Consider the following 26333-nt stretch of genomic DNA (forward strand, 5'->3'; position numbering starts at 1 on the left):
ATTTATCTACCGCGAGACGCCCATAGAGCCGGGCAAGTCGCACCAGTCAGGCAAAACGGGTGGATCCGCTTCTCAAACCGGCATATGTTCCGGCCATTGCCCCCCGGCATATTGCGCGGGGTTCGCCGGGTGCTGTTTTCTTGCGTCCAGATAATCAGCCACCTGGGGGTATCGCCGATTATGGCAATCAAGATCAACCCGGCTCGATTCAGTCAGTTCGGTCCCGCCGAGGGAAGCATCTTCTGCCTGATCACCAATCAGGAGATGGTCCAGGAATTTGAAATCGTCAGGGATGCCCCCTACGCGGAGTACCGGACGATCATCCTGAAGCCCGGCGACGACTTCGAGAAGATGCTCGCCGATGAAACGGTTCCGCAGAATTCCCACTCGCTGGTCATCTCGCCCTACCGATTCTTTGAGTCCCCGTCCGAGGAGGCGCTCGGCCCGCGCCGCAAGCTGATGGGCATGGCCTGCAACTCGACGCCCACGGACCTGGGGATCATCCGCCACTTCATCGGGGTCATCGAGCGCACCTCGGCCCAGGAGCAGGCGGAGTTCAGCGACCGCTTCTTCGAACTCGCCGAATCCACCGATCACCTGGTGTACGTGGACGAGCGGCACGGCACGCGCGCCGTCCTGGACCACCTCGCCGACGGACTGGTCTGGAATCAGCAGGCCGGCCCCCTTGAATGGGGCGAGCAGCAGATCGTACCCTCGGGCGAGATCAGCGTCCTGCCGATGCAGATCGTCGAGTTCGACGAGTCGCTGCACCTCCCGCTCGAAGGCAGCATCGCCTTTCGCGGATTCCCCATCCTGCACAACGGAACGCCCTCGTTCCTCCGCAAGGACCAGGCCCGCCTGCAGGGCAAGCTGGCCGGGCTGGAGCACGAGGCGGTGGTGGCCGACGTGCACAAGGGAGCGATCTCCTCGCTCCGGCCGTTCCGGCCCGCCGGCGCTCCGGTCGCCGAGGTCTTCGAGGCGATGTTCGAGATCGACTCCCGCTACACCCTGGTCTGGGAGATCGGTCACGCCCTCAACACCAGCCTGGACATCGTCCGGGGCAACCACGCGATGAACGAGGTCTACGGCGGCGATCAGGGCTGCCTGCACTGGGGACTGGGGCTCACCCCCTTCACCCAGTACCACCTCGACATCATCTCGCCTGACACCACCGTCTACACCGAGAGCGGTGAAGTGGTGCTCGGCAACAAAGGCGGCGCCCCGGGCGTCCGCATCGCACCGGCCGCCTGAGCGGCCGGCCGCGGACGCGGCGGGAGCGCGAAATCCATTATAGACGGGAGGTGATTCCCCATGAAGAAGACCATCAAGGTGCGCAAGAACAGCAACTACCTCGGGACCCTGCTGGGCTAATTGCCCGGTACCCGGCCGGATCCGAGCCAATGGAGGGTGGTGAGTTCCCGTGAAGAAGACCATCAAGGTCCGTAAGAACAGCAACTACCTGGGGACCCTGCTGGGCTAATCGCCCCGCAGTCCATCCGAGAACAATGGCCATTGGCGGGAGGTGAGTTCCCATGAAGAAGACCATCAAGGTGCGCAAGAACAGCAACTACCTCGGGACCCTGCTGGGCTGAACCCGGGTGACGGGCTGAATTGAACAGCCCTGGCGCGAGGCGGGTCGAGGTGCTGACTCGACCCGCCTCGCCGACACGCAACACGCATATCTGGGAGTGGTGTCGCGATGATTATTGTCCGCCCCGAGGCCTACCGCCAGTATCCGGTCGGCCGTACACACTTCGTACTGGTCATGGAAAAGGCGCTCGCCGACTTCTTCCGTCTTGAGAGCGGCAGTCGTTACGAGCAGCGCGCCACCGTGACCGCCGGCCCCGGCCGTACCCTGGGCGACATCCTGCGCACCGAGGTCCCGGACAACTGCGACGTCCTTGTGATCGCCACCGCAGACGCCCTGCTGACCGCTCCGTCCGCCGACATCGGCCCCGGCCGCACGGTCGCCGTAGTCCGCGCGGGCCAGGGCCCGCTCGCCCTCGACCAGGTCGGCACGGTGCTGACGGGCCTGGAGAAGGCCGACCCCGGTGAGGTGCAGGCCCGCGCCGACAAGCTCACCGCGGCCCTCGCCTCCTCCGGCGGCCTGCAGATCGAGGAAGCGCTGACCGGCTCCGTCGCCGAGCTGACCTACGACCGGCCGACCTGGTCGCGGACCGACGGCGGCCTCTTCCAGCCCGGCGCGGTCCGCACCGCCCCCACCGGCCGGCTGCGCCTCGCCGCCGACCTCACCGGCACCGGGCTCTCCGGCCAGGTCACCGTCAAGGGCTGGCCCGTCGTCCGGGCCCGCAGCGCGAGCGCCGAACGCCGCCACGAGATCTACGAGCAGCTGACCGGCCTCTCGCACTACCCGCTGGTGCTCACCGTGGAGAACGGCGCTGTCACCGACCTCAAGGCAGCAGCCCCGGGCTCCGGCACGGCCGCGGCCGAGCTGGAGCGCCTCTTCGCCGAGCACCCCGACCACGCGCTGGTCTCCGGGGTCGAGTTCGGCCTGAGCAGCGGGACGCAGCCGCTGCCCTTCAACACCGAGGGCAACTCCGCTGCCGCCGGCAAGGCCGCCGTCTGCGCGCACATCGTCCTGGGCGCCCTGCCGCAGACCCCGTACCAGCTGACGCTGGCCTGCTCCACCAGCACGGTCACCGCCCTCGGCGGCACCGAACCGCTCGCCGGAGCCGGGACGGAGACCGGCGAGGCGCGGCCGAGGCGCCGGATGAACCGGGTCACCTCGGCGAGCTGCGGCTGCCACTGACGCACCCGTTCCACCGGGCGCCCGCCCGCTCGCGCCGTCCGCCCGCCGCCCCGGCCCCTCGCCGGCGGCGGCGGACCGCTGAGCGAGGGGCGGGGGCGCACACCTCAGGCAGCCACGGGAGGAACCCCCTCGATGACCACGACCGCCCCCCGCCCGCACCTCGCCGACGGGCCCGTGTGGGAACGGCGCTTCCGCGCCCCCCGCCACACCCTGCCGGCCTGGGCCAAGAGCGCGCCCGACCGCTGCGTGTTCGTCAGCGACCTCTCCGGCATCGCCCAGGTGTACGCCTGGGACCGCGCGGCCGGAACGCTCCGGCAGGTCACCGACCGCCCCGCCGGCACCCAGCAGTGCGCCGTCGAGGCCTCCGGGGAAGCCGTGTGGTGGTTCGACGACGGCGACGGCGACGAATACGGCCGCTGGATGCGCCAGCCCTTCGCCGGCGGCCCCGACACCCCGGCCGTCCCGTCCGCCGGGCAGTACTGGCCCTCGGGCCTGGCCGTCGGCCTCGACGGGCACGCCCTGCTCGGCTGCTCCACCGAGGACGGCGCGGAGGTCCACCTCGTCCTGCCCGGCGGCACCGCCCGTCGGCTCTACCGGCACGACGAACCGGCCTACGCCGTCGACCTCTCCCGCTCCCTGGACCTGGCCGTCATCGCGCACAGCGAGCGCGGCGACCTGTGGGACCTGGGCGTGCGCGTCCTCGCCACGGACGACGGCGCGACGGTGGCCGACCTCGCCGACGACGAGGGCGGCGGCCTGGAGGCCGTCGGCTTCTCGCCCGTGCGGGGCGACGCGCGCCTGCTGCTCACGCACCAGCGCGACGACCGCTGGGAACCCGTCCTGTTCGACCCGCGCACCGGCGAGCGCACCGAGCTGCGCCTCGGCCTGCCCGGCGACGTGTCGGTGCAGTGGTGCCAGGACGCGCGCTCGCTGCTGGTCGTCCACGACCACGAGGCCCGCTCCACGCTCCACCGCTACGACCTGGGCAGTGGTCGCCTGGAGCGCATCGGCACCCCGCCCGGCGTCATCGCCCACGCGCGGACCCGCCCCGGCGGCGACGCCTGGCTGCTGTGGTCGAGCTCCGCACGGCCCCCGGAGTTCCGCGGCCTGCTGGAGGACCCGCGGCTGCCCCTCCCGGACGCGCCTCCGCCCCCGGCGGCCGAGGCCCGGGACCTGTGGGTGGACGGCCCCGGCGGCCGCATCCACGCCCTGCTGAACACGCCCGCGGGGCCCGGCCCCCACCCCACGGTCTTCCTGCTGCACGGCGGCCCCGACGAACAGGACGAGGACGCCTTCGACCCGGCCGTCGCGGCCTGGACCGACCACGGGTTCGCCGTCGTGCGCGTCAACTACCGCGGCTCCACCGGCTACGGGCGCGAATGGACCGAGGCGCTGCGGCGCCGCGTGGGCCTCACCGAGCTGGAGGACGTGGCCGCGGTCCGGCAGTGGACCGTCGACCACGGCGTGGCCGACCCCGCCCGGCTCGTCGTGGCGGGCTGGTCGTGGGGCGGCTACCTCACGCTGCTCGCGCTCGGCACCCGGCCGGGGGAGTGGGCGCTGGGCCTCGCCGGCGCGCCGGTCGCCGACTGCGCCGCGGCCCACCACGGCGCGATGGAGGAGATCAAGGCGCTCGACCGAAGCCTCTTCGGCGGCTCGCCCGACGAGGTGCCCGAGCGCTACCGGGAGTCCTCGCCGCTGACGTACGTCGACGCCGTCCGCGCGCCCGTGCTCATCCTCGCCGGCGCCAACGACGCCCGCTGCCCCGTACAGCAGGTCCGCGACTACGCCGAGCGGCTCGCGCGGCGCGGCATCGCCCACGGCCTGCACGTCCACGACGGGGGCCACAGCGTGACGGACGTGGAGGAGCGCGTGGCGATGTTCCGCCGGCAGCTGGAGTTCGCGCGCGCCCACCTTCCGCAGGCCCTCTCCTGAACGGTCCTGCGGGCCGCCCCCGGCCGGGCCGGGGGCCCGGCGCAGTGGGCCCTGGTCCGGTCCCCGGCGGCGGGGGTCCACCGGGAACCGGGCCGGAGCCCACTGTGCCTGCACCGGTCTCGACGTCATGAGGAAAGGGGACCTCCTGTGAACCGACCTGCGGACGGACTCGCCGTGCTCACGTTCTCGCCCTGCTTCCGGGACGGGATTCCGGAGCCCCACCCCTGGTCCCGCCGACAGCTGCTGCTGCGGCGCGGCCTTCCCTCGTACGTCCCGTGCGCCTCCTACTCCAGTGCTCCGTCGACCTGGGCCAGATGGGAGCGGAACGCATAGCCGGGGTCGGTGCGCCGGCGCTCCAGGAAGCGGTCCCAGCCCAGCTGCTCGCGCAGGCTGACGCCCTTCAGGGCCTGTTCGGCCTGCGCGCGCTCGGCCCGGACGATCCGCTCCGCGACGGCGGCCACCTCGGCGCGGGCCGCCGCCGGGACGATCAGCACGCCGTCGGAGTCGGCCGTCACGCCGTCGCCGTCCCGCCCCGTGAACGGAGGGAGGGCGGGCGCCGGGGTGCGGCCGGGGCCGAGCCGGGGCGAGGCGGGGCAGGGGCCGAGGCTGAACACCGGCAGGCCGATGGCGGCGAGTTCGTCGCTGTCGCGGTGGCAGCCCCACACCACGATGCCCGCGATGCCGGCCTGCAGGGCCTCGATCGCGACGAGGTCGCCCACGCAGGCCTCGTCCGTGCGGCCGGAGTTGTCGATGAGCAGGACGTCGCCCGGGGCGGCCGCGTCGATCCCGGTGAAGATCGAGACCACGCCCTCGGTGTGCTGCACGCGGCGCAGGGGGCCGCTGCAGCGCATGCCCGCCGCCACCGGTGCCAGCGGCAGGGGCGGCAGCGTGACGGCGGCACCCAGGCGGACGCCCGCGTCCCACAGGGCCGTGGTGGGCGGCGTATCGATCGGCTGTTCCGCGGCGGGCGCGGCCGGCATGACGGGCGGCGCTTCCGTGTTCTCCATGGGTGCCTCCTTCCGGTCGGGGAGCGGGGCTGGGGGTCGGTGCGGGCGGCCGGGGGAGCGGCCGCCGTGGCTGCGGGCGCCGCCCGCGGGCCCGGTCAGCCGGTCACCAGCCGGGTCAGGGCCGTGGCCGCGGCCCCGAGCACGACGACGAGCAGGGTGGGCCACTTGCGCCAGACGCCGAAGGCCCCGACGACGAGCCCGACGGCCCGGGCGTCGATCACCAGCGACTTGCCCTGGCCGAACATCTGGGTGGCGATCAGCGCCGCGAGCAGGGTGGGCGCCATGAGCGTGACCACGCGCTGCATGGCCGCGGGCAGCTCCTCGCCGCCGAGCAGCACGGGGCCGGTCGCCTTGAGCGCCATCGAGACGGCGCCGACCAGGAGCACGGCGAGCCACAGTCCGGTCATTTCCTCAGTCCCAGCAGGCAGGCGGCGGTGGCGGCGATGAGCGGGACACCCGGCGAGGCGAAGGGCACCAGCGACAGGGCGATGGCGACCCCGAGGGCGGAGGCCGCGAGTGCTTTGCGGCTGGTGATCTGGCCCTTGAGGAGGGCGATGAACAGCACGGGCGAGACGACGTCGAGCCCGAAGCGCTCGGGATCGCCCAGGTAGTGGGCGCCCAGCAGGCCGACCGCGGTGCCGCCGACCCAGGCGGCGTAGACCAGCACGCCCGCACCGAGCAGCCGGCCGCGCGAATAGCGGCCGTTGCCCACGTGGCCCACGGCCCACGACTCGTCGACCACCAGCTGGGCGGACAGGAAGCGCTTGAGGACCCCGCCGGTCATGGCCGGGGCCACGCTGATCCCGATGGGCAGGTAGCGGGAGTTCAGCAGGACGGCCGCGACGATCGCGGCGGCGACCCCGCCGCCGGTGCCGAGCACCGAGGCCGCGGCGAACTGCGCGGACCCCGCGAAAGTGGTCAGCGACATCACCACCGGGGCCAGGACCCCCATGCCCGCCGCGCGGGCCACGATGCCGAAGGAGACCGCGAATCCGAAGACGGCCACGGCCAGGGGCACGGCGGCCCGCAGGCCGTACAGTGCCTCCTCGCGGAATCCGGCGGCGGGGGCGGGCGTTTCCCGTGGTGGTGCCAACCCGTCGGCGGGTAATGCCTCTTGCGAGTCCATCGACGTCCTCCGCGGACATGCGAGCAACAACCGGGCAACAGGAAACAGCGCCGCCGTAGGTGATGCGGTGGCGACTACGAGCAGCAATAGTACGGAGTCATGGTGAGGTTTACTAGTTACTCGGACGGTTCGGTGACCCTGGCTGAGGACCTGGTCAATACCTACAGCATCGTGCGCAATGTGGAGAAAATGCCCGATGTTGCGGCGTTGTCCGCCCTGTTCGACGCCCATGACATCCGGCCGCCCGCCCCCCTGACCGAAGCGGATCTCGCCGCCGCGCGCGAGCTCCGGCCCGTGCTGCGCGAGGTCTTCGGCGCCCCCGACGAGGCGACGGCCGTCTCCCTGCTCAACGCCGTCCTCTCCGACCGCCGCGCGCAGCCGCACTACACCGACCACGACGGGTCGTGGCACCTGCACGTCGCCGCGCCCGACGCCCCGGCCGTCGACCAGTACGCGGTGAACGCGGCGATGGGGCTGCTCACCGTGGTGACCACCGGCGGCATGGAGCGGCTTCACGTATGTGTGGGCAATCGCTGCGCCGAGGTCTTCGTGGACACGTCCCGTAACCAGTCGCGGCGCTTCTGCTCGCCTCAGATCTGCGGCAACCGTGCGACCGCGGCCGCCCACCGGGCCCGGCGAAAGGCCGCAGGCGCGGCAACCTAAGGCTGAATTGCACCTTTCGCCTCACTCTGTACCGGATATTGACAGCGCAGGGGCGGCCTATATGCTCATTCCACTAGCTGACTAGTTAATTAGCAGGCGGGGTAGGTGGGGTGGGATGACGTCAGCCGACGGCGCGAGCCGCTGGGCCGTCGAGGCGCGGGGGCTGGGCAAGCGCTACGGGCGCCGCTGGGCCGTGCGGGACCTCTCCGTGCGGATCCCGGCCGGCGCGGTCTGCGGACTCGTGGGCCCCAACGGCGCCGGCAAGAGCACGCTGCTGGGCATGGCCGGGCGGCTCGTCCGCCCGACGACCGGAAGCCTGCACGTCTTCGGGGCGCCGGTATCCGCCGCCCCCGGCCTCACCGACATCTCCTTCCTCACCCAGGACAAGCCCCTGTTCCCCCGGTTTACGGTCGAGGAGACCCTGCGCCTGGGCCGGGAGCTCAACCCGCGCTGGGACCGTGCCGTGGCCGAGCGGATCGTACGGTCCGGGAAGCTGTCCATGGCCGCGCGCATCGGCAGCCTCTCCGGCGGCCAGCGCTCCCGCGTGGCCCTCGCGCTGGCCTTCGGCAAGCGCCCGCGCCTGCTGCTCCTCGACGAGCCCATGGCCGACCTCGACCCGCTCGCCGCCCACGAGATCGGCGGCCTGCTGCTGGCCGAGGCGGCCGAGCAGGGCACGACGGTCGTGATGTCCTCGCACCGCATGGCCGACGTGGCGACCATGTGCGATCACCTGGTCGCCCTCGACGGCGGCCGGGTGCGCCTCGCCGGCGAGGTGGACACGCTGCTCGCCGCCCACGTGCTGGTGACCGGCGTGCACCTCACCGAGGGCGTTCCGGCGGAGATCGCGCGGCACACCGTCGTCGAATCGCGTGCCGTGGGCCGCCAGTTCACCGCCCTCGTCCGGCCCCGCGGCCGCATCGAGGGCGACTGGAAGATCGCCGAACCCGGCCTGGAGGAGGTGCTGCTGGGCTACATGCGCTCGCCCGCCGCGCCTCCCCTGCTCACGGCCGCAGCCCGTACCGAGAGCGCAGAGAACGAGGAAGACGAGGGGGCGGCGGCATGAGCACGGTCGCACAGACGTCCGTCGCCGCGAAGGGCGGCGACGGCGAAGAGGGTAAGAAGCCGCCGCGCATCCTGCGGGGTCTGCCGTGGCTGGTCTGGCGCCAGCACCGCGTGGCCTACGTGGCCTGCCTGCTGCTGACCGCGGCCGGCTGCGTGCAGATGCTCTGGCAGCGCGGCTCGACGAACGACTTCCTCGACCGCGCCCGCACGACCGCGGGGGTGGAGCTGTACGACGTCTTCCAGCAGACGTACGCCGAGCCCTTCCAGAACGCCACGTGGATGATGTCGATGGTGCCCGTGGTCGCGGGCGTCTTCCTCGGCGCCCCGCTGATCGCCGGAGACCGCGAGCACGGCACCGTGCAGCTGGTGACCACCCAGTCGGTCACCCGCGGCCGCTGGCTCGCCGTCAAGCTCGGCATGGCGGTGCTGATCACCATCGTGTGCTCCGCGGCGCTCTCGGCCGCCTTCACCTCCTGGTGGGAACCCGCGCACGAGCTCGTCAACGCGGGCGACTGGAACGCGGACAACATCTTCGGCAACACCGGCCCCGTGCCCGTGGCCCTGGCCCTGCTCCACCTCGCCGTGGGCGCCGCGCTCGGCCTGTTCGTCCGCCGCACCCTGACCGTCATGGGGCTCGCCCTCGGCTTCTCCTTCGTCTGGGACATCGTCCTGTCCGGCTGGTTCAGGGCGGGCTTCCCGGAGCCGCGCGTGCTCGTCAACCCGGTCGAGCAGGGACAGCCCAAGCTGCCCGAGGGCGCGGTGCGTCACGACAACTGGACCGTGGACGCGCACGGCGGGCTCCACGGCTTCGGCACGTGCTTCAACGAGCGCACCCCCGCGGACTGCAGGGCCAAGGGCATCGTCGCCGAGCGCCTGGAATACTTCGGGTACGACCAGATGCCCGGCATGCAGTGGACTTACGCGGCGCTCGTGCTGGCAGCGGCCGTCGCCCTTCTCGCCCTCACCCTCTGGTGGGGCCGGCGGCGCCCGCTGTGAGCCGCGCCGGGTCGCAGCACGCCGGGACGGGATGAGGGGGGTCGCACCATGGTCGAGTTCAGGATCGACCGGCACAGCGGGATGGCCGCCTACCTGCAGATCGTCCAGCAGGTCCAGGAGGCGCTGCGCCTCGGCATCCTCGCCGCGGGGGACCAGCTGCCCACCGCCGCCCGCGTCGCCGCCGACACCAAGCTCAACCCCAACACGACGCTGAAGGCCTACCGCGAGCTCGAACACCTCGGGCTCGTGGAGCCCCGGCCCGGGGTGGGCACGTTCGTGAGCGCCTCCCCGGCGCGGCCCCGCTCCCTCGCCGACTCCCCGCTGCGCGGCGAGCTCTCGGACTGGATGCGCCGGGCCCACGGGGAGGGCCTCGAATGGGCGGACGTCTCCGCGCTGATCACGGCCGCCCGCGTGGAGCACTACCCCGCCGTGTGACGGCCCGGCCCCCGCACCGCCCCCACCGCGTACCTCCGTACGCCCCCGACGAAATGGCATGACCGCCCATGACGGCTCTCGCACCCGACTCCTCCACCGCCGGCTCCGGCGCGATACCGACCCCGCCGGAGCCGTCGGACCCGTCCGTGCAGCAGCGAGGGAAACGTATCTTCCGTTTGGCGCTGCCCGCGTTCGCCGTTTACGCGGGCACCACCGCGCTCCACCTGCTGATCCTGTCCGCCATGAGCGACGCCGGCGGCCCCGCCCTGAGCAAGCGCCTGCTGGCCTGGGACGGCAACCTCTACGTGAGCATCGCCCAGGGCGGCTACGCCCCCGGCTACTCCTACGCCGACGACGGCAGCCTCACCGGCAACAACCTCGCGTTCTTCCCGCTGTTCCCGATGCTGATCCGCGCCGTCCACGCCGTCACCGGCCTCGGCTGGGGCACCTCCGGCATCGTCACGGCCCACCTCGCGCTGCTCGCCGCGCTGATCGTCGTGCACCGCCTGCTGACCCGCCTCCACGGAGCGCGCACCGCCCTCGTCGCGATCGTGCTGCTCGCCGGGGCACAGCCGATGGCGCTGTCCTTCCTCATGTCCTACAGCGAGTCGCTCTTCCTCGCCCTGGCCGCCGGCACGCTCCTCGCCGCGCACCGCAAGGCCTGGCTCACCGCCGGGATCCTTGCACTGCTCACCGGCCTGACCCGGCCCGCCGCCGCGGCCGTCGTCGCAGCCCTCGCCGTCGCCGCCGGGCTGCACCTGCTGCGCGAACGCCGCCTCAGCCCGCGGCCCCTGGCCGCCGTCGCCCTCGGCTGCCTCGGCACGCCGCTGTACCTGTGGTGGGTGGGGCGGCGCGTCGGCGAACTCGGCGCCTGGTTCCGCATCCAGGAGGCCGGCTGGGGCACCCACTGGGACAACGGGGCGTCCTTCCTCGACTTCCTCGGCGAGACCCTGCGCCGGGGCGAGGGCTGGGTCCCGGTGAGCACCGCCGTGCTCCTCCTCGCCCTCGGCTGTGCCACCGTGCTCACCTGGCACCGCGGCACCTGGCCGCCGCTGCTCGTCTACGGCACGGGCATCGTGGTCCTCACCCTGGCCCAGAGCAACTACTCGCACTCCAAGCTGCGGCTGCTCATACCCGCGGTCCTCTTCCTCGTCCCCGTGGCCCGCGCGCTGGCGGCGGCCCGCACCCGTACGGCGGTGACCGTCCTGTGCGCGGCCACGCTCTTCGGCTGCTGGTACGGCGCCTTCATGCTCACGGTGTGGAAGTACGCGATATGAGTGGAGGTACGCGATATGTGGGGTGCGCAGGTCACGGTTTGCGGGCGATCGCGGCGTAGCAGGCGGCCTCGGCGGCCGTGGGCAGTCCCGGGTCCCCGGGCCTGCCGGGGCGCCAGCGGTGGGCGAGCGTGACGCCCGGCTCCAGCAGCTCCCAGCCGTCGAAGAAGCGGTGGAACTCGGCCGCGCTGCGCAGCTGGAGCGGGGTCCCGGCCCGCGCGTAGATGTCCGTGACCCGGCCCATCGCCAGCGGGGAGAAGTCGGAGGTGCCGTGCGTGATGACGAGAGCGCTGCCGCCGGGCAGCGCGGCCTTGAGGCCCTCGACGACCGCGTGGGCGCGGTCGCGGCCGTCGTCGGGGATGAAGTGCAGCAGGGCGTTGAGGGTGAGGGCCACCGGGTGGCGGAGGTCGAGGGTCGCGTGCAGCTCCGGCGCCGCCAGGACGCTGCCGGGGACGGCGATGTCGGCCTGGACGTACGCCGTGCGGCCCTCGGGGCGGCCGCGCAGCAGCGCGGCGGCGTGCGCGAGGACGATGGGGTCGTTGTCCGTGTAGACGATGCGGGCGGCGGGGCGGATCCCCTGGACGATCTCGTGCAGGTTGGGCGAGGTCGGGATGCCCGTGCCGATGTCGAGGAACTGGGTCAGCCCCTCGCGGGCGAGATGGCCCACGGCCCGGTGCATGAACGCCCGGTTCATCCGGCAGGCGACCCCGGCCGCCGGGAAGACCGAGAGGATCCGCCGTGCGGCCTCGCGGTCGGCGGCGAAGTTGGTCCGCCCGCCGAGGAAGTAGTCGTAGATACGGGCCGAATGGGCCCGGTCCAGCCGGAGGTCGACCACGGGCTCCTCGCCGGCCTCGCCCATCTGCTCTGCCTCCCCGTGGCGTTACGACAGCCCCATACCTGTCCCGGGTCACTGGAGAGTAACCGCGCCGATCCGGAGAGCCAGATTTTTTGCGGGGTTGTGGCACGGCGGGGTCTGCTTTTCCGGTTCATTGGAAGAGCGCAGACGAAGCAGCGGACGAAGCAGCAGAAGCAGCAGCAGAAGAAGCAGAAGAAGACGCGACGAGAGGCGCCCATGAGAGACAGCGGTCGGACACCCGCGCCCGCCGGGACCACCCTCCCGTCCGAGCGCCGGATGGAGATCGCCTTCACGGCCTTCCGCGAACTGCACGAGCAGAGGTGGGGCGCATACGCCTACGTGCACACCGGGGACGCCGAAGCGGCCGTACGCATCACGGAGGCCGTCTTCGACCGGCTGTGCGCGCAGTGGCCGCACGCACTGCGCCAGCCCTCCGCCGACTCCTACGCCTGGTCGCTGCTCAAGGAGCACGTGGCGGGCTGGCCGGCCCGGCACCGGCGCGGCGCTGCGCTGCCGGCGGGCGCCCTCCACTGCGCGGCGCACGCCCGGGCGCCGGAGCGCGGCCGGCGGTTCCGGCTCCTGGAGGGCCGGATGGCGCTGTACGCGGCGATGGCCAGGCTGCCCGAGCGGCAGTGCGACGCCCTCGTCCTGAACCTGCTGATCGGCTACACCGTGGCCCAGGTCGCGGACCTGCTCGGCGTCGAGCGGGCGGCCGCGCGCTCCTTCATCGGGCACGCCAAGCGCAAGGTCGCCGCGGCGCTGTCCTCGGCATCTGTATCACCCGCACTATCCGTATCGACCGCACCATCCATATCGACTGCATCATCCGCATCAATCGGATCGACCGTATCTGTCGCGTTATCCGCGTTAGAAGTCCCGTCAGAGGCCCAGCATTCCGGCAGGGGGAAGTAATGCCGCGCAGCCACGACACCGAGGGTGACGCCATCGAAGCCATGCTGGCCTCGGACGCCCGCGCCATCGCGGTGGCGTTCGAGAGCCGGCGCCGCCCGCGGCGGCGCCGGCCGGCCGTGGAGCCCGCCCCGGCCGGTCCCGCCGCCCGTGACGAGGCCGCACACGAGCTCGACCTCGCCTGCGTCCTGGTGATCAACGCCGTCGAGGCGGCCGGCAGCCTGGAACGGTTCGCGGACGACCGGGGCATCGACCCCGAAGGCGCCCTCGTCTTCGCGTGCCTGCTGCACGTGGTCGGCCACACCCGCGCGGCCGACTTCTGGTGGCAGTTCGCCGCCGGCGGCGGCAGCCGTACCGCCGCGTACTGCCTCCACCTCTCGCACCGCCGCAACGGCGAGCTCCGCGACGCAGCCTTCTGGCGCGCCCAGGCCGCCCACGACCCGCAGGAGCCCCCGCGCCCCGCGTCCGGGGTGCACGGCCGCCGCAAGCTCCTGTCCGACGCGGCCCGCCACGAACTGCTCATCCAGTGGCACAGCGGCCTGACCCCCCATCTGCCCGCCGCTCTGGAGAGCGTCGTCAACCGCCTCACGGTCGACGGCGACGACGAGGAGTTCGGTGAGATCCCGCAGCCCGACCCCGGGCTCGTGGAGCGGCTGTCCCGCGAGGTGTGACCCGTACGGGTGAGGGCAGGGGTGCCGCGTGGTCCGAACGGGAAATCTACGGAATATCGGACGCCGTGGTTCCGCCACGCCGTGGAGCGCCGCCGGGAAGGACCGCCGCGATGACCCTGATCTCAGCCCAGGACGGTCTCGTCGTGCCACCCGGCGGGGGCCGCACCCTCGTCAGCCCCGCCCAGCAGGTCACCTTCAAGGTCACGGGGGAGCACTCGCGCGCGGCCTCCAGCTTCGAGGTCGTCGTCCCGCCCGGCTTCGACGTCGGCGCGCACCTGCACACCCGCAGCGAGGAGCTCTTCTACGTCCTGGAGGGCGAGCTGGACGTGCTCGCCTTCGAGCCGCTCGTGCGGACGCCGGATCACTGGCGGGAGTGGCGCTCGGCGGCCGGCCAGCGGTACGCACGGGCCACCACGGGCACGGTGATCCTCGTCCCGCCGGGCTGCCCGCACGCCTTCGCCAACCCGACGTCCGAGCCGGTGCGGATGTTCTTCCAGGCCTCGCCGCCGCCCGACCACGAGCGCTATTTCGAGGAGCTCTTCGAGATCCTGGAGGCGGGCCCGCCGGTCGACCTGGAGGCCATCGCGAAGCTGCGCGTCCGCTACGACATCGAGCAGATCACTCCGCTCCGGACGGCCGGGCCCGCGGCGGGATCGTGACGGGCCTGCGCGAGGTCCTCCGGCCGTACGTCAGCGGCGGTGCGGTGCCCGGCGCCGTGGCGCTGGTCGCGCGCGGCGACCGCACCGAAGCGGAGGCCACCGGCTCGGCCGGAGGCCCGGGCAGCGCGCCCGTCGCGCAGGACTCGCTGTTCCGCATCGCATCGCTCACCAAGCCCCTGATCGCCGCGGCCGCCATGATGCTGATCGAGGACGGCCGGATGGCGCTCGGCGACCCGGTGAAACAGTGGCTGCCGGAGCTCGCGTCGCCGGTCGTGGTCCGTACGCCGGACGCGGCCGTCGACGACGTGGTCCCGGCCGCCCGCCCCATCACCGTGGAAGATCTGCTCACCTTCCGCGCGGGCTACGGCTTCCCGGCCGACTTCTCGCTGCCGGCGGTCGTGCTCCTGCACCAGGAGGCGCACCGGCACCTCCTGGCCCCGCAGCAGGCCCCGCTGCCGGACGCGTGGCTGGCGGACCTGGCCCGCATCCCGATGCTGCGTCAGCCGGGGGAGGCCTGGCTCTACCAGACCTGCTCCGACATCCTGGGCGTGCTCATCGCCAGGGCCGCGGGCCGCTCCCTGCCCGCCTTCCTCGCCGAGCGGCTCTTCGAACCGCTGGGCATGGCCGACACGGGATTCTCGGTCCCGGCCGCGGACCTCGGCCGGTTCACCACGCTCTACCGGCCCGCTCCGGAGGGCGGCGAGGGCGGCCCGGAGCCGGTGGACCCTCCTGACGGGGAGTGGAGCCGCCCGCCCGCGTTCCCGGCCGCGGGCGGCGGGCTCGTCTCCACCGCCGGTAACCTGTACGCCTTCGCCCGGATGCTCCTCGCCGGGGGCACCGGGCCCGGTGGGCAGCGGTTGCTGTCGCCCGCGTCCGTACGGCGGATGACCACCGACCACCTGACGCCGGCCCAGCGCGAGGGCGGCGCGCTGTTCCTGGAGGGCCAGGGCTGGGGGTACGGCGGCTCGGTCGACATCACGGCGGCCGAGCCGTGGAACGTGCCGGGCCGTTACGGCTGGGTCGGCGGCACCGGGACGGCCGCACACATCGTGCCGTCGACCGGGCTGGTCGCGATCCTGCTTACGCAGGTCCTGATGACCGGACCGACGCCGTCCGCCCTGATGCGGGACTTCTGGCGGTACGCGGCCGGTTTCTGACGGACGGCGCGCCCGGCCTACGAGACGGCCGCGGCCACCGGTGCGCGCCGGGCCGGGACCACCACGGGGGAGCCGTCGGCGGGCGCCTCCAGGATGTCGGCCTCGATCCCGTACAGCTCGCGCACCAGGGCGGTGTCGACGACGTCGCGCGGGGCGCCGTGGGCGACGACGCGCCCGTCCTTCATGGCGACGACGGTGTCGGCGTAGCGGGCGGCGCTCGCGAGGTCGTGCAGGACCATCACGACCGTGCGGCCGGCGAGGGCCACTTCGCGGACGAGGTCGAGCACCTCGACGGCGTGGCCGATGTCCAGGGCGCTGGTCGGCTCGTCGAGGAGGACGATCGGCGTCTCCTGGGCGAGGACCATCGCGAGCCAGCAGCGCTGGCGCTGGCCGCCGGAGAGCTGGTCGAGCCGGCGGCCGGCGAGTGCGGCGACGCCGGTGGCCTGCAGTGCCTCCTCGACGGCCCGCTCGTCGTCGCGCGACCACTGGCGGAACAGGCCCTGGTGCGGGTGGCGCCCGTAGCGCACGAGCCCGGCCACGGTGACGGCCTCGGGGGCCAGGGGCGACTGGGGGAGCAGGGCGATGCGGTGCGCGGCCTGGCGCTGCTTCAGCTGCCAGATGTCGGCGTCGCCCGCGTAGACCCGGCCGGACTCGGGCTGGTGGAGCCGGGCGACGGAGCGCAGCAGCGTGGACTTGCCGCAGCCGTTGGGGCCGACGATCGCGACGACCCGGCCGGAGGGGATGGTCAGGTCGACTCCCGCCACGGCGCGGTGGCCGGGGTAACCGGCGATGAGCTGTTCGACGCGGAGCTCCACAGGCGGGCCTTTCCAGAAGATCGCCGGCTGATATGGACCCTCCCATGAGGAGAGCTTTAAGGTAAGGCTAACCTAATGTCCATTGCGGGCCGGTGCGAGGGGTTCCTCATGCTGCCCGCTGTCCTTTTGCCATTCCTTTCCGTCCCCTTCTTCACCCACGCCCGGAGCTTTCTGATGACCACTCCCAACCGCCTCCTCCCCTTCGCCCCGCGCCGCGCGGTGCAGGTGCTCGCCGCTGTGGGGGCGGCCGCGCTGCTGGTCACCGGCTGTGGCTCCGACTCCGACAAGGGCTCGGACGGCAAGTCCGACAACGCCTCCGAGGCGAGCGGCGGCACCCGTACGGTCAAGGACGCGACCGGCACCGCGGTGAAGGTCCCGGCCAACCCCAAGCGCATCGTGACGCTCACCCAGGAGGACCTGGACGCGGTGCTGGCGCTGGGCGTCAAGCCGGTCGGCATCACCAACGGCCAGGGCCTGAGCAAGCCGCCGGCCTACCTCGCCGACAAGGTCAAGGACATCAACGTCGTCGGCAATCTGCTGCAGCCGGTGATGGACAAGGTCGTCGCCGCGAAGCCCGACCTCATCCTGGCCGGTGACATGCAGGACGAGCAGATGCTCAAGCAGCTGCGCGAGATCACCCCGGCCACGCTCGTCACCATGGCCCCGACCGACGACTGGAAGCTCTCCTTCCGGGGTATCGGCAACGCCCTGAACAAGATCAACGACGCCAACAAGGTCATCGGCGACTACGAGGCCAAGGCGAAGAAGGCCGGCGAGGGCCTGGGCGACAACAAGGGCGCCGAGGTCAGCATCGTCCGCTGGAACCCGGACGGCCCCAGCTGGATGGAGAAGAAGCAGTTCGCCAGCGGCGTCGCCCTGGACATGGGCCTCAAGCGCCCCAAGACGCAGGACAAGGACGGCAACGCCCACACCCCGGCGCTCAGCCTGGAGAAGATCAACGAGATCGACGGCGACTGGCTGTTCCTGTCGACCCTCACCTCCGACGGTGAGAAGGCGCTGAAGGACGTCCAGGAGAAGCCGGCGTACAAGGACCTGGGCGCGGTCAAGAAGAACCACGCCGTGACGGTGAACGGTTCGGTCTGGTCCACGCGCGGCGGCCCGATCGCCAGCACGGTCGTCGTGGACGACATCGTGAAGGCGCTGTCGGCGAAGTCCTGACGCGCTCCGGCGTCAATCGCCGGCCCGCCGCATCCTCAATCGCCGGCCCGGCACAGAAGAGAGCCGTCCGGCGATTGAGGACCGGGGTCCGGGGCGGAGCCCCGAAGCGGTCAGGCGCGGCGCGCCGCCGCGAAGTCGGCCGCCGTCCAGGCCATGCCGACCGCCCCGTCGAGGACCGCCTGCTCGCCGCGAGGCGAAACCGCCGCGTCGGCGAACTCCGCCTCGTGCGGCCCGCAAGCACCCCCGGTGATGTCCAGCACCGGGTGAATCGACGGCACGACATGCGAGACGTTGCCCATGTCCGTGCAGGCGAAAGCGTCCCGCTGCAGCGGCTCCGGCCGGCCCAGCGCACGCGCGTTGTCCTGCCAGAGCGCGATGAGCTCCGCGTCGGTGCGGAAGTCGAGGTAGTCGGGCTCGGGGCGGGTCAGTTCGACCTCGCAGCCCGTGGCCAGGGCGCCCGCGCGGAAGCACGCCTCGACGCGTTCGCGCAGCTCCCGGAGGTCCTCCGCGGCCGAGGCGCGGATCTCGTACTCGGCCGTGGCGCGGTCGGGGATCAGGTTGGGCGCCGTGCCCGCGCCCGTGGTCACCCCGTGCACCTTCCACTGCGGGGGCAGTTGCTGGCGCAGCAGCCCGAGGGCGACCTGGGCGACGGTGAGCGCGTCGGCGGCGTTGCGGCCCTCGTGCGGGTTGAGGCTCGGGTGGGCGGCCTTGCCGGTGTACGCGACGGAGAGCGTGCCGAGCGCGAACGAGCGGAACTCGGCCACCTCGAACGGGCACGGGTGCACCATCATCGCGGCGTCGACGCCGTCGAAGGCGCCCGCCTCCAGCATCAGCGCCTTGCCCGCGCCGCGCTCCTCGGCGGGCGTGCCCAGGACCCGTACGGTCAGGCCCAGTTCGTCCGCGTGCGGGGCGAGGGCCAGGGCGGCGCCGAGACCGGCCGCGGCGATCAGGTTGTGGCCGCAGGCGTGCCCGAGGCCGGGCAGAGCGTCGTACTCGCAGACGACGGCCACCGTGACCGGCCCTGAGCCCGTCGTCGCGGCGAAGGCGGTGTCCAGGCCGTAGGCGGGCGCGGTGACGTCGAAGCCGTGCCCGCGCAGGAAGTCGGCGCACCAGGCGGCGGCCTGATGCTCGGCGAAGGCCGTCTCGGGGTGCGCGTGGATGCGCCGGCTGAGCGACAGGAGGTCGTCGCGGTGGGCGAGTACGCGCTCGCGCAGGGCGGATTTGAGGCCGTCGGCCGCGGTCATGATCGGTGCTCCTGTTCGTTCCGCACCCTGTGGTGGGAGACTCTCACGGATAGGCAAAAAATAGCTTAGGCTTACCTAAGCTGACATACCGGGGGGTACCGGTGTGGCCAGATCGCTGTCATCCAACGGGAGTCCCCACACCATGCGTCACCACGAGGCCGAGACTTCTCCTGTCGAGCTGCCGCTGCTCGCGGCCCAGGCCGGAATCCTGTACGCACAGGAACTCGCCCCTGACAACCCCGTGTACAACACGGGCGACTGCGTGGAGATCCGGGGCCCCCTGGACGAGGAGCTCTTCGAGCGCGCACTGCTCCGCACCGCCCGCGAGGCGCAGACCCTCTCCCTCCGCGCCGTCCCGGCCGACCCCGCCGACGAGGACGCCGCCCCCGCCCAGCGCCTCGCCGCCGGGCGGGAACCGACGCTCCACCGGGCCGACCTGCGCACCGCCGGCGACCCCCGGGCCGAGGCCGAGGCGTGGATGCGCGCCGACCTCGACCGGCCCGTCGACCTCACCCGCGGCCCCCTGGTCACCCAGGCCCTCTTCCGCATCGACGACGAGACGCACTGGTGGTACCAGCGCGTCCACCACTTCGCCGTCGACGCCTACGCCCTGACCCTCATCGGCCAGCGCGTCGCCGCGGTCTACACCGCCCTGGCCGCCGGCGAGGAGCCCCCCGTCGCACGCTTCGCCCCCCTCCGCGAACTCACCGACGAGGAGGCCGCCTACCGCGCGGGCAAGCACTACGCCGCCGACCGCGACTTTTGGCGCGAGCACCTCGCCGACCGCCCCGGGCCCGCCTCGCTCTCCGCCCGCCCCGCCGCGCCCGCGACGACGGTCCTGCGCCGCCTGACCGCCCTCCCCGCGGGCACCCTCACCCGCCTGAAGCAGGCGGCCGACGCCGTCGGCGGAAGCACCTGGGCCAACCTCGTCATGGCCGCCACCGCCGGCTACGTGCACCGCATATCCGGCGCCCAGGACATCCTCCTGGGCCTGCCGTTGAAGAACCGGCGCAGCTCGGCCGCCCTGCACACCCCTGCCATGACCGTCAACGTGATGCCGCTGCGCGTCGCCGTCCGGCCCCACGACACCGGTACCACGCTCCTGCGCCGCGTCGTCCTCGCGGCCCGCGCCGTCGGTCGCCATGAGCGCTACCGCCTGGAGGAGCTGCGCCACGACCTCGGGCTCACCGGCAGCGACCAGCCGATGTTCGGCCCGATGCTCAACATCAAGCCGTTCGAGGGCGCCGACTTGGACTTCGCGGGCCTGCCCGGCACCCTCCGCAACCTCGCCGCCGGACCCGTCGACGACCTCGCCGTCACCGCCACCCCCGGCCCCGGAGACTCCCTCGTCCTGGGCCTCGACGCCAACCCCGGCCGCTACACCGCCGAGGAGCTCGCCGCCCACGAACAGGCCTTCCTGCGCTACCTCGACGCGCTGGCCGACCTCCTCCTGGACGACCCGGACCGGCCGGTCGGCACCCTCGACCTCCTCGACGCCGACGGGATCCGGCGGGCCACCGCCGGCCGCGCCGAGCCGCCCGCCGAGCACACCCTGCCCGAGCTCTTCACCGCGCAGGCCGCCCGCACCCCCGGCGCCACGGCCGTCCGCAGCGGCGGCGAGACCCTCACCTTCGCCGAACTAGAGGCCGCCGCCAATCGCCTGGCCCACGAGCTGACCGCCGCGGGCGTCACGGCCGAGACCCCCGTCGCCCTGGCCCTGCCCCGCAGCGCCTCGACCGTCGTCGCCCTGCTGGCCGTCCTCAAGGCGGGCGGCGTCTGCCAGCCCCTCGACCTCGGGCACCCCGCCCAGCGCATCACCGCCGTCCTCGAAGACGCCCGCCCAGGCTGCCTCGTCGGCACCGCCGACGCCGTGCGCGGCCTGCCCCCGCACGACATCCCCACGCTGCTCCTGGACGCCCCGGAGACCCGCGCCCGCATCGACGCCCGCCCGGCGACCGCACCGGCCGCGCCCACGCTCCGTCAGGCCGCGTACATCATCCACACCTCCGGCTCCACCGGCCGCCCCAAGGGCGTCGTCGTCACCCACGCCTCGCTGGCCAACCTGCACGCCGGGCACGGCAGCGACCACATCGCCCCCGCCGTGGCCCGCACCGGCCGCGACCGCCTGCGCATCGGCCACAGCGCCTCCTTCGCCTTCGACGCCTCCTGGGACCCGCTGATCTGGCTGGTCCACGGCCACGAGCTGCACCTGCTGGACGACGCCGGCTACCGCGACCCCGCCGCCCTCGCCGGCTACGTCCACGACGAGCGCCTCGACTACCTCGACGTCACCCCCTCCTACGCCGAAGCCCTCCTCGCCGAAGGGCTGCTGGACGAGGGCCGGCACCACCCGGCCGTCGTCGTCGTGGGCGGCGAGACCACCCCCGAGCCGCTCTGGCGGCGCCTGGCCGCCACCGAGGGCCTGGGCCCCGTCAACCTCTACGGCCCCACCGAGACCACCGTCGACGCCTACTACTGGCTGCCCGGCGAGGACGGCACCCCCCAGGGCAGACCCGTCCGCGGCTCCCGCGCCTACGTCCTCGACAACTCCCTGCGCCCCGCGCCCGACGGCGTCACCGGCGAGCTGTACATCGCCGGAGCCTGCCTGGCCCGCGGCTACCTCGGCCGCCCCGACCTGACCGCCGAGCGCTTCACCGCCGACCCCTTCGGCGCCCTCCACGGCGAGCCCGGCGCCGCCATGTACCGCACCGGCGACCTGGTGCGCCGCCGCCCCGACGGCACCCTGGAGTTCCTCGGCCGCGCCGACGACCAGATCAAGATCCGCGGCTTCCGCATCGAACTCGGCGAGATCCAGGCCGCGCTGGCCGCCCACCCCACGGTCTCCCAGGCCGCGGTCATCGCCCGCGACACCGCCCACGGCAAGCGACTCCTCGGCTACGCCGTCCCCGCCGAGGGCACGGCCGCCGCGGAGCTCGACACGGAGGCCCTGCGCGCCCACCTCGCCGGGCAGCTGCCCGCGCATATGGTGCCCGCCGCGATCCTCGCCCTGGACGCCCTGCCCCGCACCGCCAACGACAAGCTCGACCACCGCGCCCTGCCCGACCCCGAGCCCACCGCCGGCCCGGCCGCCCGCGAGCCCCGCACCCCGCAGGAAGCCGCGCTCTGCGCCCTCTTCCAGGACGTCCTCGGTCTGGACGCCCCGCCGTCCCCCGACGCCGACTTCTTCGCTCTGGGCGGCCACTCCCTCCTCGCAGGCCGTATCGCCGCCCGCATCCGCGAGGCCGCAGGCGAGGGCTTCGGCCTCGCCGACGTCTTCCGCAACCCCACCCCCGCAGCCCTCGCCGCCCTCCTCGGCAGCGCCCCCGGCGCCCCGGCCGACGAGCGCCCCGCCCTCGTGCCCGTACCGCGCACGGAGCGGATGCCGCTCTCCCCGGCCCAGAAGCGGCTGTGGTTCATGCACCGGCTCGAAGGCCCCAGCCCCACGTACAACATCCCCCTGCTCCTCACCCTCACCGGCCCGCTCGACCAGGACGCACTGCGCCTGGCCCTGCGCGACCTCACCGAGCGTCACGAAACACTCCGGACCGTATACCCGGCCACTGACAACGAGCCCTACCAGCGGATTCTCGCGACGGACGAGGCGTACCCCGAGCTCCACACCGCTCCGCCGACGACCGACGTCACCGCCGCCGTCCGGCACTGCTTCGACCTGGCCGCCGAACCCCCGCTGCGCGTCACCCTGTTCACGGAGGGCGGGACGGAGCACACCCTGCTCCTCCTCCTGCACCACATCGCCGGCGACGGCGCCTCCACCACGCCGCTGGCCCGCGACCTCGCCACCGCCTACGCCGCCCGCGCCGCGGGCCGCGCCCCCGAACTCGCGCCCCTGCCCGTCCAGTACGCCGACCACACCGCCTGGCAGCAGCGGCTCCTCGGCACCGCCGGCGCCCCCACCGCGCTCGCCGACCGCCAGATGGAGCACTGGAAGCAGGCCCTCGCCGGGCTGCCCGACCAGCTCGAACTCCCCACCGACCGGCCGCGCCCCGCCGTCGCCTCCTCCGCCGGCGACACCGTGCCCTTCCACCTCGGCGCGGACGCGCACGCCGCCGTCGAGGCGCTCGCCCGCACCACCGGCACCAGCGTCTTCATGGTCGTCCAGGCCGCCCTCGCGGCCCTGCTGACCCGCTACGGCTGCGGCACCGACATCCCCCTCGGCACCCCCGTGGCCGGCCGCGACGACGACGCGACCGCCGACCTCGTCGGCTTCTTCGTCAACACCCTCGTGCTGCGCGCCGACACCTCCGGCGACCCGGACTTCCGCACCCTCCTCGGCCGCGTCCGCACCGCCACGCTCGGCGCGTACGAACACGGCGACCTGCCCTTCGACCGGCTCGTCGAGGAGCTCAACCCGCCGCGCTCGCTGGCCCGGCATCCCCTGTTCCAGGTGATGCTCGCCTGGCAGTCCCTGCCCGACGGGACGTTCGCCATGGGCCCGGGGCTGACCGCCGCGATGACGGCCACGCCGTCCGGCACGGCCAAGTTCGACCTCACCCTGAACGCGGGGGAGCAGCCCGGCGGCGGCATCTCCGGCTTCCTGGAGTTCCGCACCGACCTCTTCGACCGCGCCACCGCCGAGCGACTCTCGGCCCACCTGACCCGCCTGCTGGCCGCTGCCGCCGCCGACCCCGGCACCCCCATCGGCCTGCTGCCGGTGCTCGGCGACGACGAGCGCCATCAGCTGCTCGTCGAGTGGAACACCGGCACCCCGGCCCCCGAGCCCTCGAAGCAGACCCTCGTAGAGCTCTACGAGGACGCCGCACGCCGCCACCCGGCCCGTACGGCCGTCACCTGCGAGGGCGCCTCCCTCGGCTACGCGGAGCTGTCCGCCCGCGCCAACCGCCTCGCCCGGCTGCTCGCCGCCCGCGGCATCGGCCCCGGCTCCATCGTCGCGCTCGCCCTGCCCCGCTCCCCGGAACTGGTCACCGGCCTGCTGGCCGTCGCCAAGGCCGGCGCCGCCTACCTCCCGATGGACCCCGACTACCCGGCCGACCGCCTGGCGTACATGCTCCAGGACGCCGCCCCCGCCGCCGTCGTCACCGACAGCGCGACCGCGGCCCGCATCCCGGCACACGACCTGCCCGTCGTCCTCGTAGACGGCGCCGAGGCCGAGGCGTACGGCGCCGCCGACCTCACCCCGGAGGAGCGCGTCCGGCCCGTGCGCCCGGACGACGTCGCCTACGTCATCTACACCTCCGGCTCCACCGGCCGCCCCAAGGGCGTCCCCGTCACCCACCACAACGTCGTCCGGCTGTTCACCGCCACCGACCAGTGGTTCGGCTTCGACCACACCGACGTCTGGACGCTCTTCCACTCCTACGCCTTCGACTTCTCCGTCTGGGAGATGTGGGGCGCCCTGCTGCACGGCGGCCGCCTCGTCGTCGTGCCCCACCTCGTCAGCCGCGACCCGGCCGCCTTCCTGCGCCTGCTCTCCGCCGAGTCCGTCACCGTCCTCAACCAGACTCCGTCGGCCTTCTACCAGCTGATGGCCGCCGACAAGGAGAACCCGGGCAGCGACCTGGCCCTGCGCTACGTCGTCTTCGGCGGCGAGGCCCTCGAACTGGCCCGGCTCGCCGACTGGTACGAGCGCCATGACGAGAACGCGCCCACGCTCGTCAACATGTACGGCATCACCGAGACGACCGTGCACGTCTCGTACATGGCCCTGGACCGGGAGAAGGCCGCCGCCGGCGCCTCCAGCACCATCGGCGTCAACATCCCCGACCTGCGCGTCTACGTCCTCGACCCGTACCTGCAGCCCGTGCCGCCCGGTGTCACCGGCGAGATGTACGTCGCCGGCGAAGGACTGGCCCGCGGCTACCTCGGCCGGCACGCCCTCACGGCGGAACGTTTCGTCGCCGACCCGTACGCCGCCCTCTTCGGCGAGAGCGGCACCCGCATGTACCGCTCCGGCGACCTCGCCCGCCGCCGTCCCGACGGCAACCTCGACTACTTCGGCCGCGCCGACCACCAGGTCAAGATCCGCGGCTTCCGCATCGAGCTCGGCGAGATCGAGGGCGTCCTCGCCGATCACCCCGACGTCGCCGACGCGGCCGTCGTCGTCCGCGAGGACACCCCCGGCGACAAGCGCCTCGTCGCCTACGCCGTCCCGGCACGCGACGTCACCCCGGCCGTCCTGCGCGAGCACGCCGCCGGCGAACTGCCCGTCCACATGGTGCCCTCGGCCGTCGTCCTCCTCGACCGGCTGCCGCTGACCGCCAACGGCAAGCTCGACCGCAAGGCCCTCCCGGCCCCCGACCTCGCCTCGGCCGTCACCGAAGGCCGCGCACCCCGCGGCCCCCGCGAGGAACAGCTCTGCGCGATCTTCGCCGACGTCCTGGGCCTGCCCCGGGTCGGCGTGGACGACAACTTCTTCGACCTCGGCGGCCACTCCCTCCTCGCCGTGCGCCTCGCCGGACGCGTCAAGGACGCCCTCGGCGCCGACGTCGGCATCGGCACCGTCTTCCAGGCGCCGACCGTCGCGGCCCTGGACGCCGCACTCGACGCCGCGGAGCAGACCGACGCGCTGGACGTCCTGCTGCCGCTGCGCCCGGCCGCGCCCGGCGACAAGGCCCCGCTGTACTGCGTCCACCCCGCGGGCGGCCTCAGCTGGTGCTACGCGGGCCTGATCCGCCACCTGCCCGCCGACGTGCCGATCTACGGCATGCAGGCCCAGGGCGTCGGCCCGGCCACCGCCGAGCAGCCGCTGCCGCAGACCCTGGAGGAGCTCGCCGCGCACTACGTCGACCGGCTCCGCGAGGTCCAGCCGGAGGGACCGTACCGCCTCCTCGGCTGGTCCACCGGCGGCATCATCGCCCAGGCCATGGCCACCCGCCTGCAGGACCTGGGCCAGGAGGTCGAGCTGCTGGCCATCCTCGACGCCTACCCCGCCGAGGGCTTCCGCGAGCTGCCCGTGCCCGACCAGGCCGAGGCGCTCGAAGCGCTCCTCGCCATGGGCGGCTACGGCCCGGACAGCCTGGAGGGCAAGCCCTTCGAACTCGCCCACGTCACCGACGTGCTGCGCCGCGAGGGCTCGCCGCTGGCCAGCCTCGACGACGCCACCATCGAGGCCCTCAACCGCACCTACCTCAACACCAACTTCCTGGTGCGCGCCTTCGACCACCGCGTGTACGAGGGCGACGTGCTCTTCTTCCGCGCCACCGTCGACACCATCGACGACGAGCTCACCCCCGACACCTGGACCCCGTACGTGACCGGGCGCATCGACAACACGGACGTCGCCTGCTCGCACAAGGACATGACCCTGCCCAAGCCGATCGCGCACATCGCGAGCGTGATCGCCGACCGTCTGCAGAACCTGGAGAACTGACCCCATGAGCGACGCACCCGCCAACCCCTTCGACGGCGACGGCCCCTTCCTCGTCCTCGTCAACGCCGAGGGCCGGCACAGCCTCTGGCCGGGTTTCGCCGCCGTGCCGGACGGCTGGAGCCTCGTCCACGGCCCCTGCGAGCGGCAGCAGGCCGTGGACTGGATCACCGAGAACTGGACCGACCTGGCCCCGGCGGCCCAGGGGTGAAGGGCATCAACCCGCGCGTCGC

Annotated in this window: 21 protein-coding genes; 15 read left to right on the forward strand and 6 right to left on the reverse strand. The window is 73.2% G+C overall.

Features of this window, described 5'->3' with window-relative positions:
• Nucleotides 1-180: 180 nt before the first annotated feature.
• From IE241_RS03670 to IE241_RS03680, 3 genes are all read left to right on the forward strand, one after another.
• Nucleotides 181-1251 (forward strand): hypothetical protein, encoded by a 1071-nt coding sequence (locus IE241_RS03670; RefSeq protein ID WP_229898722.1) that lies wholly within the window; start codon nucleotides 181-183, stop codon nucleotides 1249-1251.
• A gap of 448 nt (nucleotides 1252-1699) precedes the next feature.
• Nucleotides 1700-2770, forward strand: coding sequence for a hypothetical protein (locus IE241_RS03675; protein WP_190020080.1), 1071 nt, complete (start codon nucleotides 1700-1702; stop codon nucleotides 2768-2770).
• Between the two features lie 132 nt (nucleotides 2771-2902).
• Nucleotides 2903-4702 (forward strand): S9 family peptidase, encoded by a 1800-nt coding sequence (locus tag IE241_RS03680; RefSeq protein ID WP_190020081.1) that lies wholly within the window; start codon nucleotides 2903-2905, stop codon nucleotides 4700-4702.
• Nucleotides 4703-4986: 284 nt separating this feature from the next.
• Here IE241_RS03680 and IE241_RS03685 read toward each other — a convergent pair whose 3' ends face one another.
• The 3 genes from IE241_RS03685 to IE241_RS03695 form a co-directional block, all read right to left on the reverse strand.
• Nucleotides 4987-5709, reverse strand: coding sequence for an RraA family protein (locus tag IE241_RS03685; protein ID WP_229898723.1), 723 nt, complete (start codon nucleotides 5707-5709; stop codon nucleotides 4987-4989).
• Between the two features lie 95 nt (nucleotides 5710-5804).
• Nucleotides 5805-6116: an AzlD domain-containing protein gene (locus tag IE241_RS03690; RefSeq protein WP_168094501.1), complete on the reverse strand. Its 312-nt coding sequence runs from the start codon at nucleotides 6114-6116 to the stop codon at nucleotides 5805-5807.
• Nucleotides 6113-6835 (reverse strand): AzlC family ABC transporter permease, encoded by a 723-nt coding sequence (locus tag IE241_RS03695; protein WP_190020082.1) that lies wholly within the window; start codon nucleotides 6833-6835, stop codon nucleotides 6113-6115. The genes IE241_RS03690 and IE241_RS03695 overlap by 4 nt, the downstream gene beginning before the upstream one ends.
• A 132-nt stretch (nucleotides 6836-6967) precedes the next feature.
• Between IE241_RS03695 and IE241_RS03700 the strand changes: the two genes are divergently transcribed.
• The 5 genes from IE241_RS03700 (at nucleotide 6968) to IE241_RS03720 (ending at nucleotide 11268) form a co-directional block, all read left to right on the forward strand.
• Complete coding sequence (locus IE241_RS03700) at nucleotides 6968-7498, forward strand: CGNR zinc finger domain-containing protein (RefSeq protein ID WP_190020083.1); 531 nt, start codon at nucleotides 6968-6970, stop codon at nucleotides 7496-7498.
• Between the two features lie 115 nt (nucleotides 7499-7613).
• Nucleotides 7614-8561, forward strand: coding sequence for an ABC transporter ATP-binding protein (locus IE241_RS03705; protein WP_190020084.1), 948 nt, complete (start codon nucleotides 7614-7616; stop codon nucleotides 8559-8561).
• A complete protein-coding gene (locus IE241_RS03710) occupies nucleotides 8558-9556 on the forward strand; it encodes an ABC-2 membrane transporter-related protein (RefSeq protein WP_190020085.1) in 999 nt (332 codons plus the stop codon). The genes IE241_RS03705 and IE241_RS03710 overlap by 4 nt, the downstream gene beginning before the upstream one ends.
• Nucleotides 9557-9604: 48 nt before the next feature.
• Nucleotides 9605-9991, forward strand: a complete 387-nt coding sequence (locus tag IE241_RS03715) for a GntR family transcriptional regulator (protein ID WP_190020086.1) — start codon at nucleotides 9605-9607, stop codon at nucleotides 9989-9991.
• Between the two features lie 68 nt (nucleotides 9992-10059).
• The gene (locus IE241_RS03720) at nucleotides 10060-11268 is read left to right on the forward strand and encodes a hypothetical protein (RefSeq protein WP_229898724.1); all 1209 of its coding nucleotides are present in this window, start codon (nucleotides 10060-10062) and stop codon (nucleotides 11266-11268) included.
• A gap of 31 nt (nucleotides 11269-11299) precedes the next feature.
• Here IE241_RS03720 and IE241_RS03725 read toward each other — a convergent pair whose 3' ends face one another.
• A complete protein-coding gene (locus tag IE241_RS03725; RefSeq protein WP_190020087.1) occupies nucleotides 11300-12124 on the reverse strand; it encodes an SAM-dependent methyltransferase in 825 nt (274 codons plus the stop codon).
• 213 nt (nucleotides 12125-12337) lie between these two features.
• Here IE241_RS03725 and IE241_RS03730 point away from each other — a divergent pair, with 213 nt between their 5' ends.
• From IE241_RS03730 to IE241_RS03745, 4 genes are all read left to right on the forward strand, one after another.
• Nucleotides 12338-13033, forward strand: a complete 696-nt coding sequence (locus tag IE241_RS03730; RefSeq protein WP_190020088.1) for a sigma-70 family RNA polymerase sigma factor — start codon at nucleotides 12338-12340, stop codon at nucleotides 13031-13033.
• Nucleotides 13033-13701 carry a hypothetical protein gene (locus tag IE241_RS03735; RefSeq protein ID WP_190020089.1) on the forward strand — a complete coding sequence of 223 codons (669 nt, stop codon included), beginning with the start codon at nucleotides 13033-13035 and terminating at the stop codon, nucleotides 13699-13701. Before IE241_RS03730 ends, IE241_RS03735 begins: the two co-directional genes overlap by 1 nt.
• A gap of 110 nt (nucleotides 13702-13811) precedes the next feature.
• The gene (locus IE241_RS03740; protein ID WP_190020090.1) at nucleotides 13812-14360 is read left to right on the forward strand and encodes a cupin domain-containing protein; all 549 of its coding nucleotides are present in this window, start codon (nucleotides 13812-13814) and stop codon (nucleotides 14358-14360) included.
• Nucleotides 14357-15517: a serine hydrolase domain-containing protein gene (locus tag IE241_RS03745; RefSeq protein WP_190020091.1), complete on the forward strand. Its 1161-nt coding sequence runs from the start codon at nucleotides 14357-14359 to the stop codon at nucleotides 15515-15517. Before IE241_RS03740 ends, IE241_RS03745 begins: the two co-directional genes overlap by 4 nt.
• Nucleotides 15518-15534: 17 nt before the next feature.
• On the opposite strand, the gene IE241_RS03750 is transcribed toward IE241_RS03745, so the two are convergent.
• The gene (locus tag IE241_RS03750; RefSeq protein WP_190020092.1) at nucleotides 15535-16332 is read right to left on the reverse strand and encodes an ABC transporter ATP-binding protein; all 798 of its coding nucleotides are present in this window, start codon (nucleotides 16330-16332) and stop codon (nucleotides 15535-15537) included.
• A 174-nt stretch (nucleotides 16333-16506) separates the two neighbouring features.
• On the opposite strand from IE241_RS03750, the gene IE241_RS03755 reads away from it, so the two are divergent.
• Complete coding sequence (locus tag IE241_RS03755; RefSeq protein WP_190020093.1) at nucleotides 16507-17511, forward strand: ABC transporter substrate-binding protein; 1005 nt, start codon at nucleotides 16507-16509, stop codon at nucleotides 17509-17511.
• Nucleotides 17512-17621: 110 nt separating this feature from the next.
• Here the strand turns inward: IE241_RS03755 and IE241_RS03760 are convergent, their stop codons facing one another.
• Entirely contained in the window at nucleotides 17622-18755 is a 1134-nt protein-coding gene (locus IE241_RS03760) for a M20 family metallopeptidase (RefSeq protein WP_190020094.1), read from the reverse strand.
• A gap of 142 nt (nucleotides 18756-18897) precedes the next feature.
• Here IE241_RS03760 and IE241_RS03765 point away from each other — a divergent pair, with 142 nt between their 5' ends.
• Complete coding sequence (locus IE241_RS03765) at nucleotides 18898-26103, forward strand: non-ribosomal peptide synthetase (RefSeq protein ID WP_190020095.1); 7206 nt, start codon at nucleotides 18898-18900, stop codon at nucleotides 26101-26103.
• 4 nt (nucleotides 26104-26107) lie between these two features.
• A complete protein-coding gene (locus tag IE241_RS03770; protein WP_190020096.1) occupies nucleotides 26108-26311 on the forward strand; it encodes an MbtH family protein in 204 nt (67 codons plus the stop codon).
• Nucleotides 26312-26333 lie beyond the last annotated feature (22 nt).

The sequence above is a fragment of the Streptomyces hiroshimensis genome, from assembly GCF_014650335.1.
In the GTDB taxonomy this organism is placed as follows: domain Bacteria; phylum Actinomycetota; class Actinomycetes; order Streptomycetales; family Streptomycetaceae; genus Streptomyces; species Streptomyces hiroshimensis.

Excerpts from the sequence above, each read along its gene's own strand:
- IE241_RS03670 (WP_229898722.1), top strand. The coding sequence starts at position 181 with ATGGCAATCAAGATCAACCCGGCTCGATTCAGTCAGTTCGGTCCCGCC.
- IE241_RS03675 (WP_190020080.1), top strand. The coding sequence starts at position 1,700 with ATGATTATTGTCCGCCCCGAGGCCTACCGCCAGTATCCGGTCGGCCGT.
- IE241_RS03680 (WP_190020081.1), top strand. The coding sequence starts at position 2,903 with ATGACCACGACCGCCCCCCGCCCGCACCTCGCCGACGGGCCCGTGTGG.
- IE241_RS03685 (WP_229898723.1), bottom strand. The coding sequence starts at position 5,709 with ATGGAGAACACGGAAGCGCCGCCCGTCATGCCGGCCGCGCCCGCCGCG.
- IE241_RS03690 (WP_168094501.1), bottom strand. The coding sequence starts at position 6,116 with ATGACCGGACTGTGGCTCGCCGTGCTCCTGGTCGGCGCCGTCTCGATG.
- IE241_RS03695 (WP_190020082.1), bottom strand. The coding sequence starts at position 6,835 with ATGGACTCGCAAGAGGCATTACCCGCCGACGGGTTGGCACCACCACGG.
- IE241_RS03705 (WP_190020084.1), top strand. The coding sequence starts at position 7,614 with ATGACGTCAGCCGACGGCGCGAGCCGCTGGGCCGTCGAGGCGCGGGGG.
- IE241_RS03710 (WP_190020085.1), top strand. The coding sequence starts at position 8,558 with ATGAGCACGGTCGCACAGACGTCCGTCGCCGCGAAGGGCGGCGACGGC.
- IE241_RS03715 (WP_190020086.1), top strand. The coding sequence starts at position 9,605 with ATGGTCGAGTTCAGGATCGACCGGCACAGCGGGATGGCCGCCTACCTG.
- IE241_RS03720 (WP_229898724.1), top strand. The coding sequence starts at position 10,060 with ATGACGGCTCTCGCACCCGACTCCTCCACCGCCGGCTCCGGCGCGATA.
- IE241_RS03725 (WP_190020087.1), bottom strand. The coding sequence starts at position 12,124 with ATGGGCGAGGCCGGCGAGGAGCCCGTGGTCGACCTCCGGCTGGACCGG.
- IE241_RS03730 (WP_190020088.1), top strand. The coding sequence starts at position 12,338 with ATGAGAGACAGCGGTCGGACACCCGCGCCCGCCGGGACCACCCTCCCG.
- IE241_RS03735 (WP_190020089.1), top strand. The coding sequence starts at position 13,033 with ATGCCGCGCAGCCACGACACCGAGGGTGACGCCATCGAAGCCATGCTG.
- IE241_RS03740 (WP_190020090.1), top strand. The coding sequence starts at position 13,812 with ATGACCCTGATCTCAGCCCAGGACGGTCTCGTCGTGCCACCCGGCGGG.
- IE241_RS03755 (WP_190020093.1), top strand. The coding sequence starts at position 16,507 with ATGACCACTCCCAACCGCCTCCTCCCCTTCGCCCCGCGCCGCGCGGTG.
- IE241_RS03760 (WP_190020094.1), bottom strand. The coding sequence starts at position 18,755 with ATGACCGCGGCCGACGGCCTCAAATCCGCCCTGCGCGAGCGCGTACTC.
- IE241_RS03765 (WP_190020095.1), top strand. The coding sequence starts at position 18,898 with ATGCGTCACCACGAGGCCGAGACTTCTCCTGTCGAGCTGCCGCTGCTC.
- IE241_RS03770 (WP_190020096.1), top strand. The coding sequence starts at position 26,108 with ATGAGCGACGCACCCGCCAACCCCTTCGACGGCGACGGCCCCTTCCTC.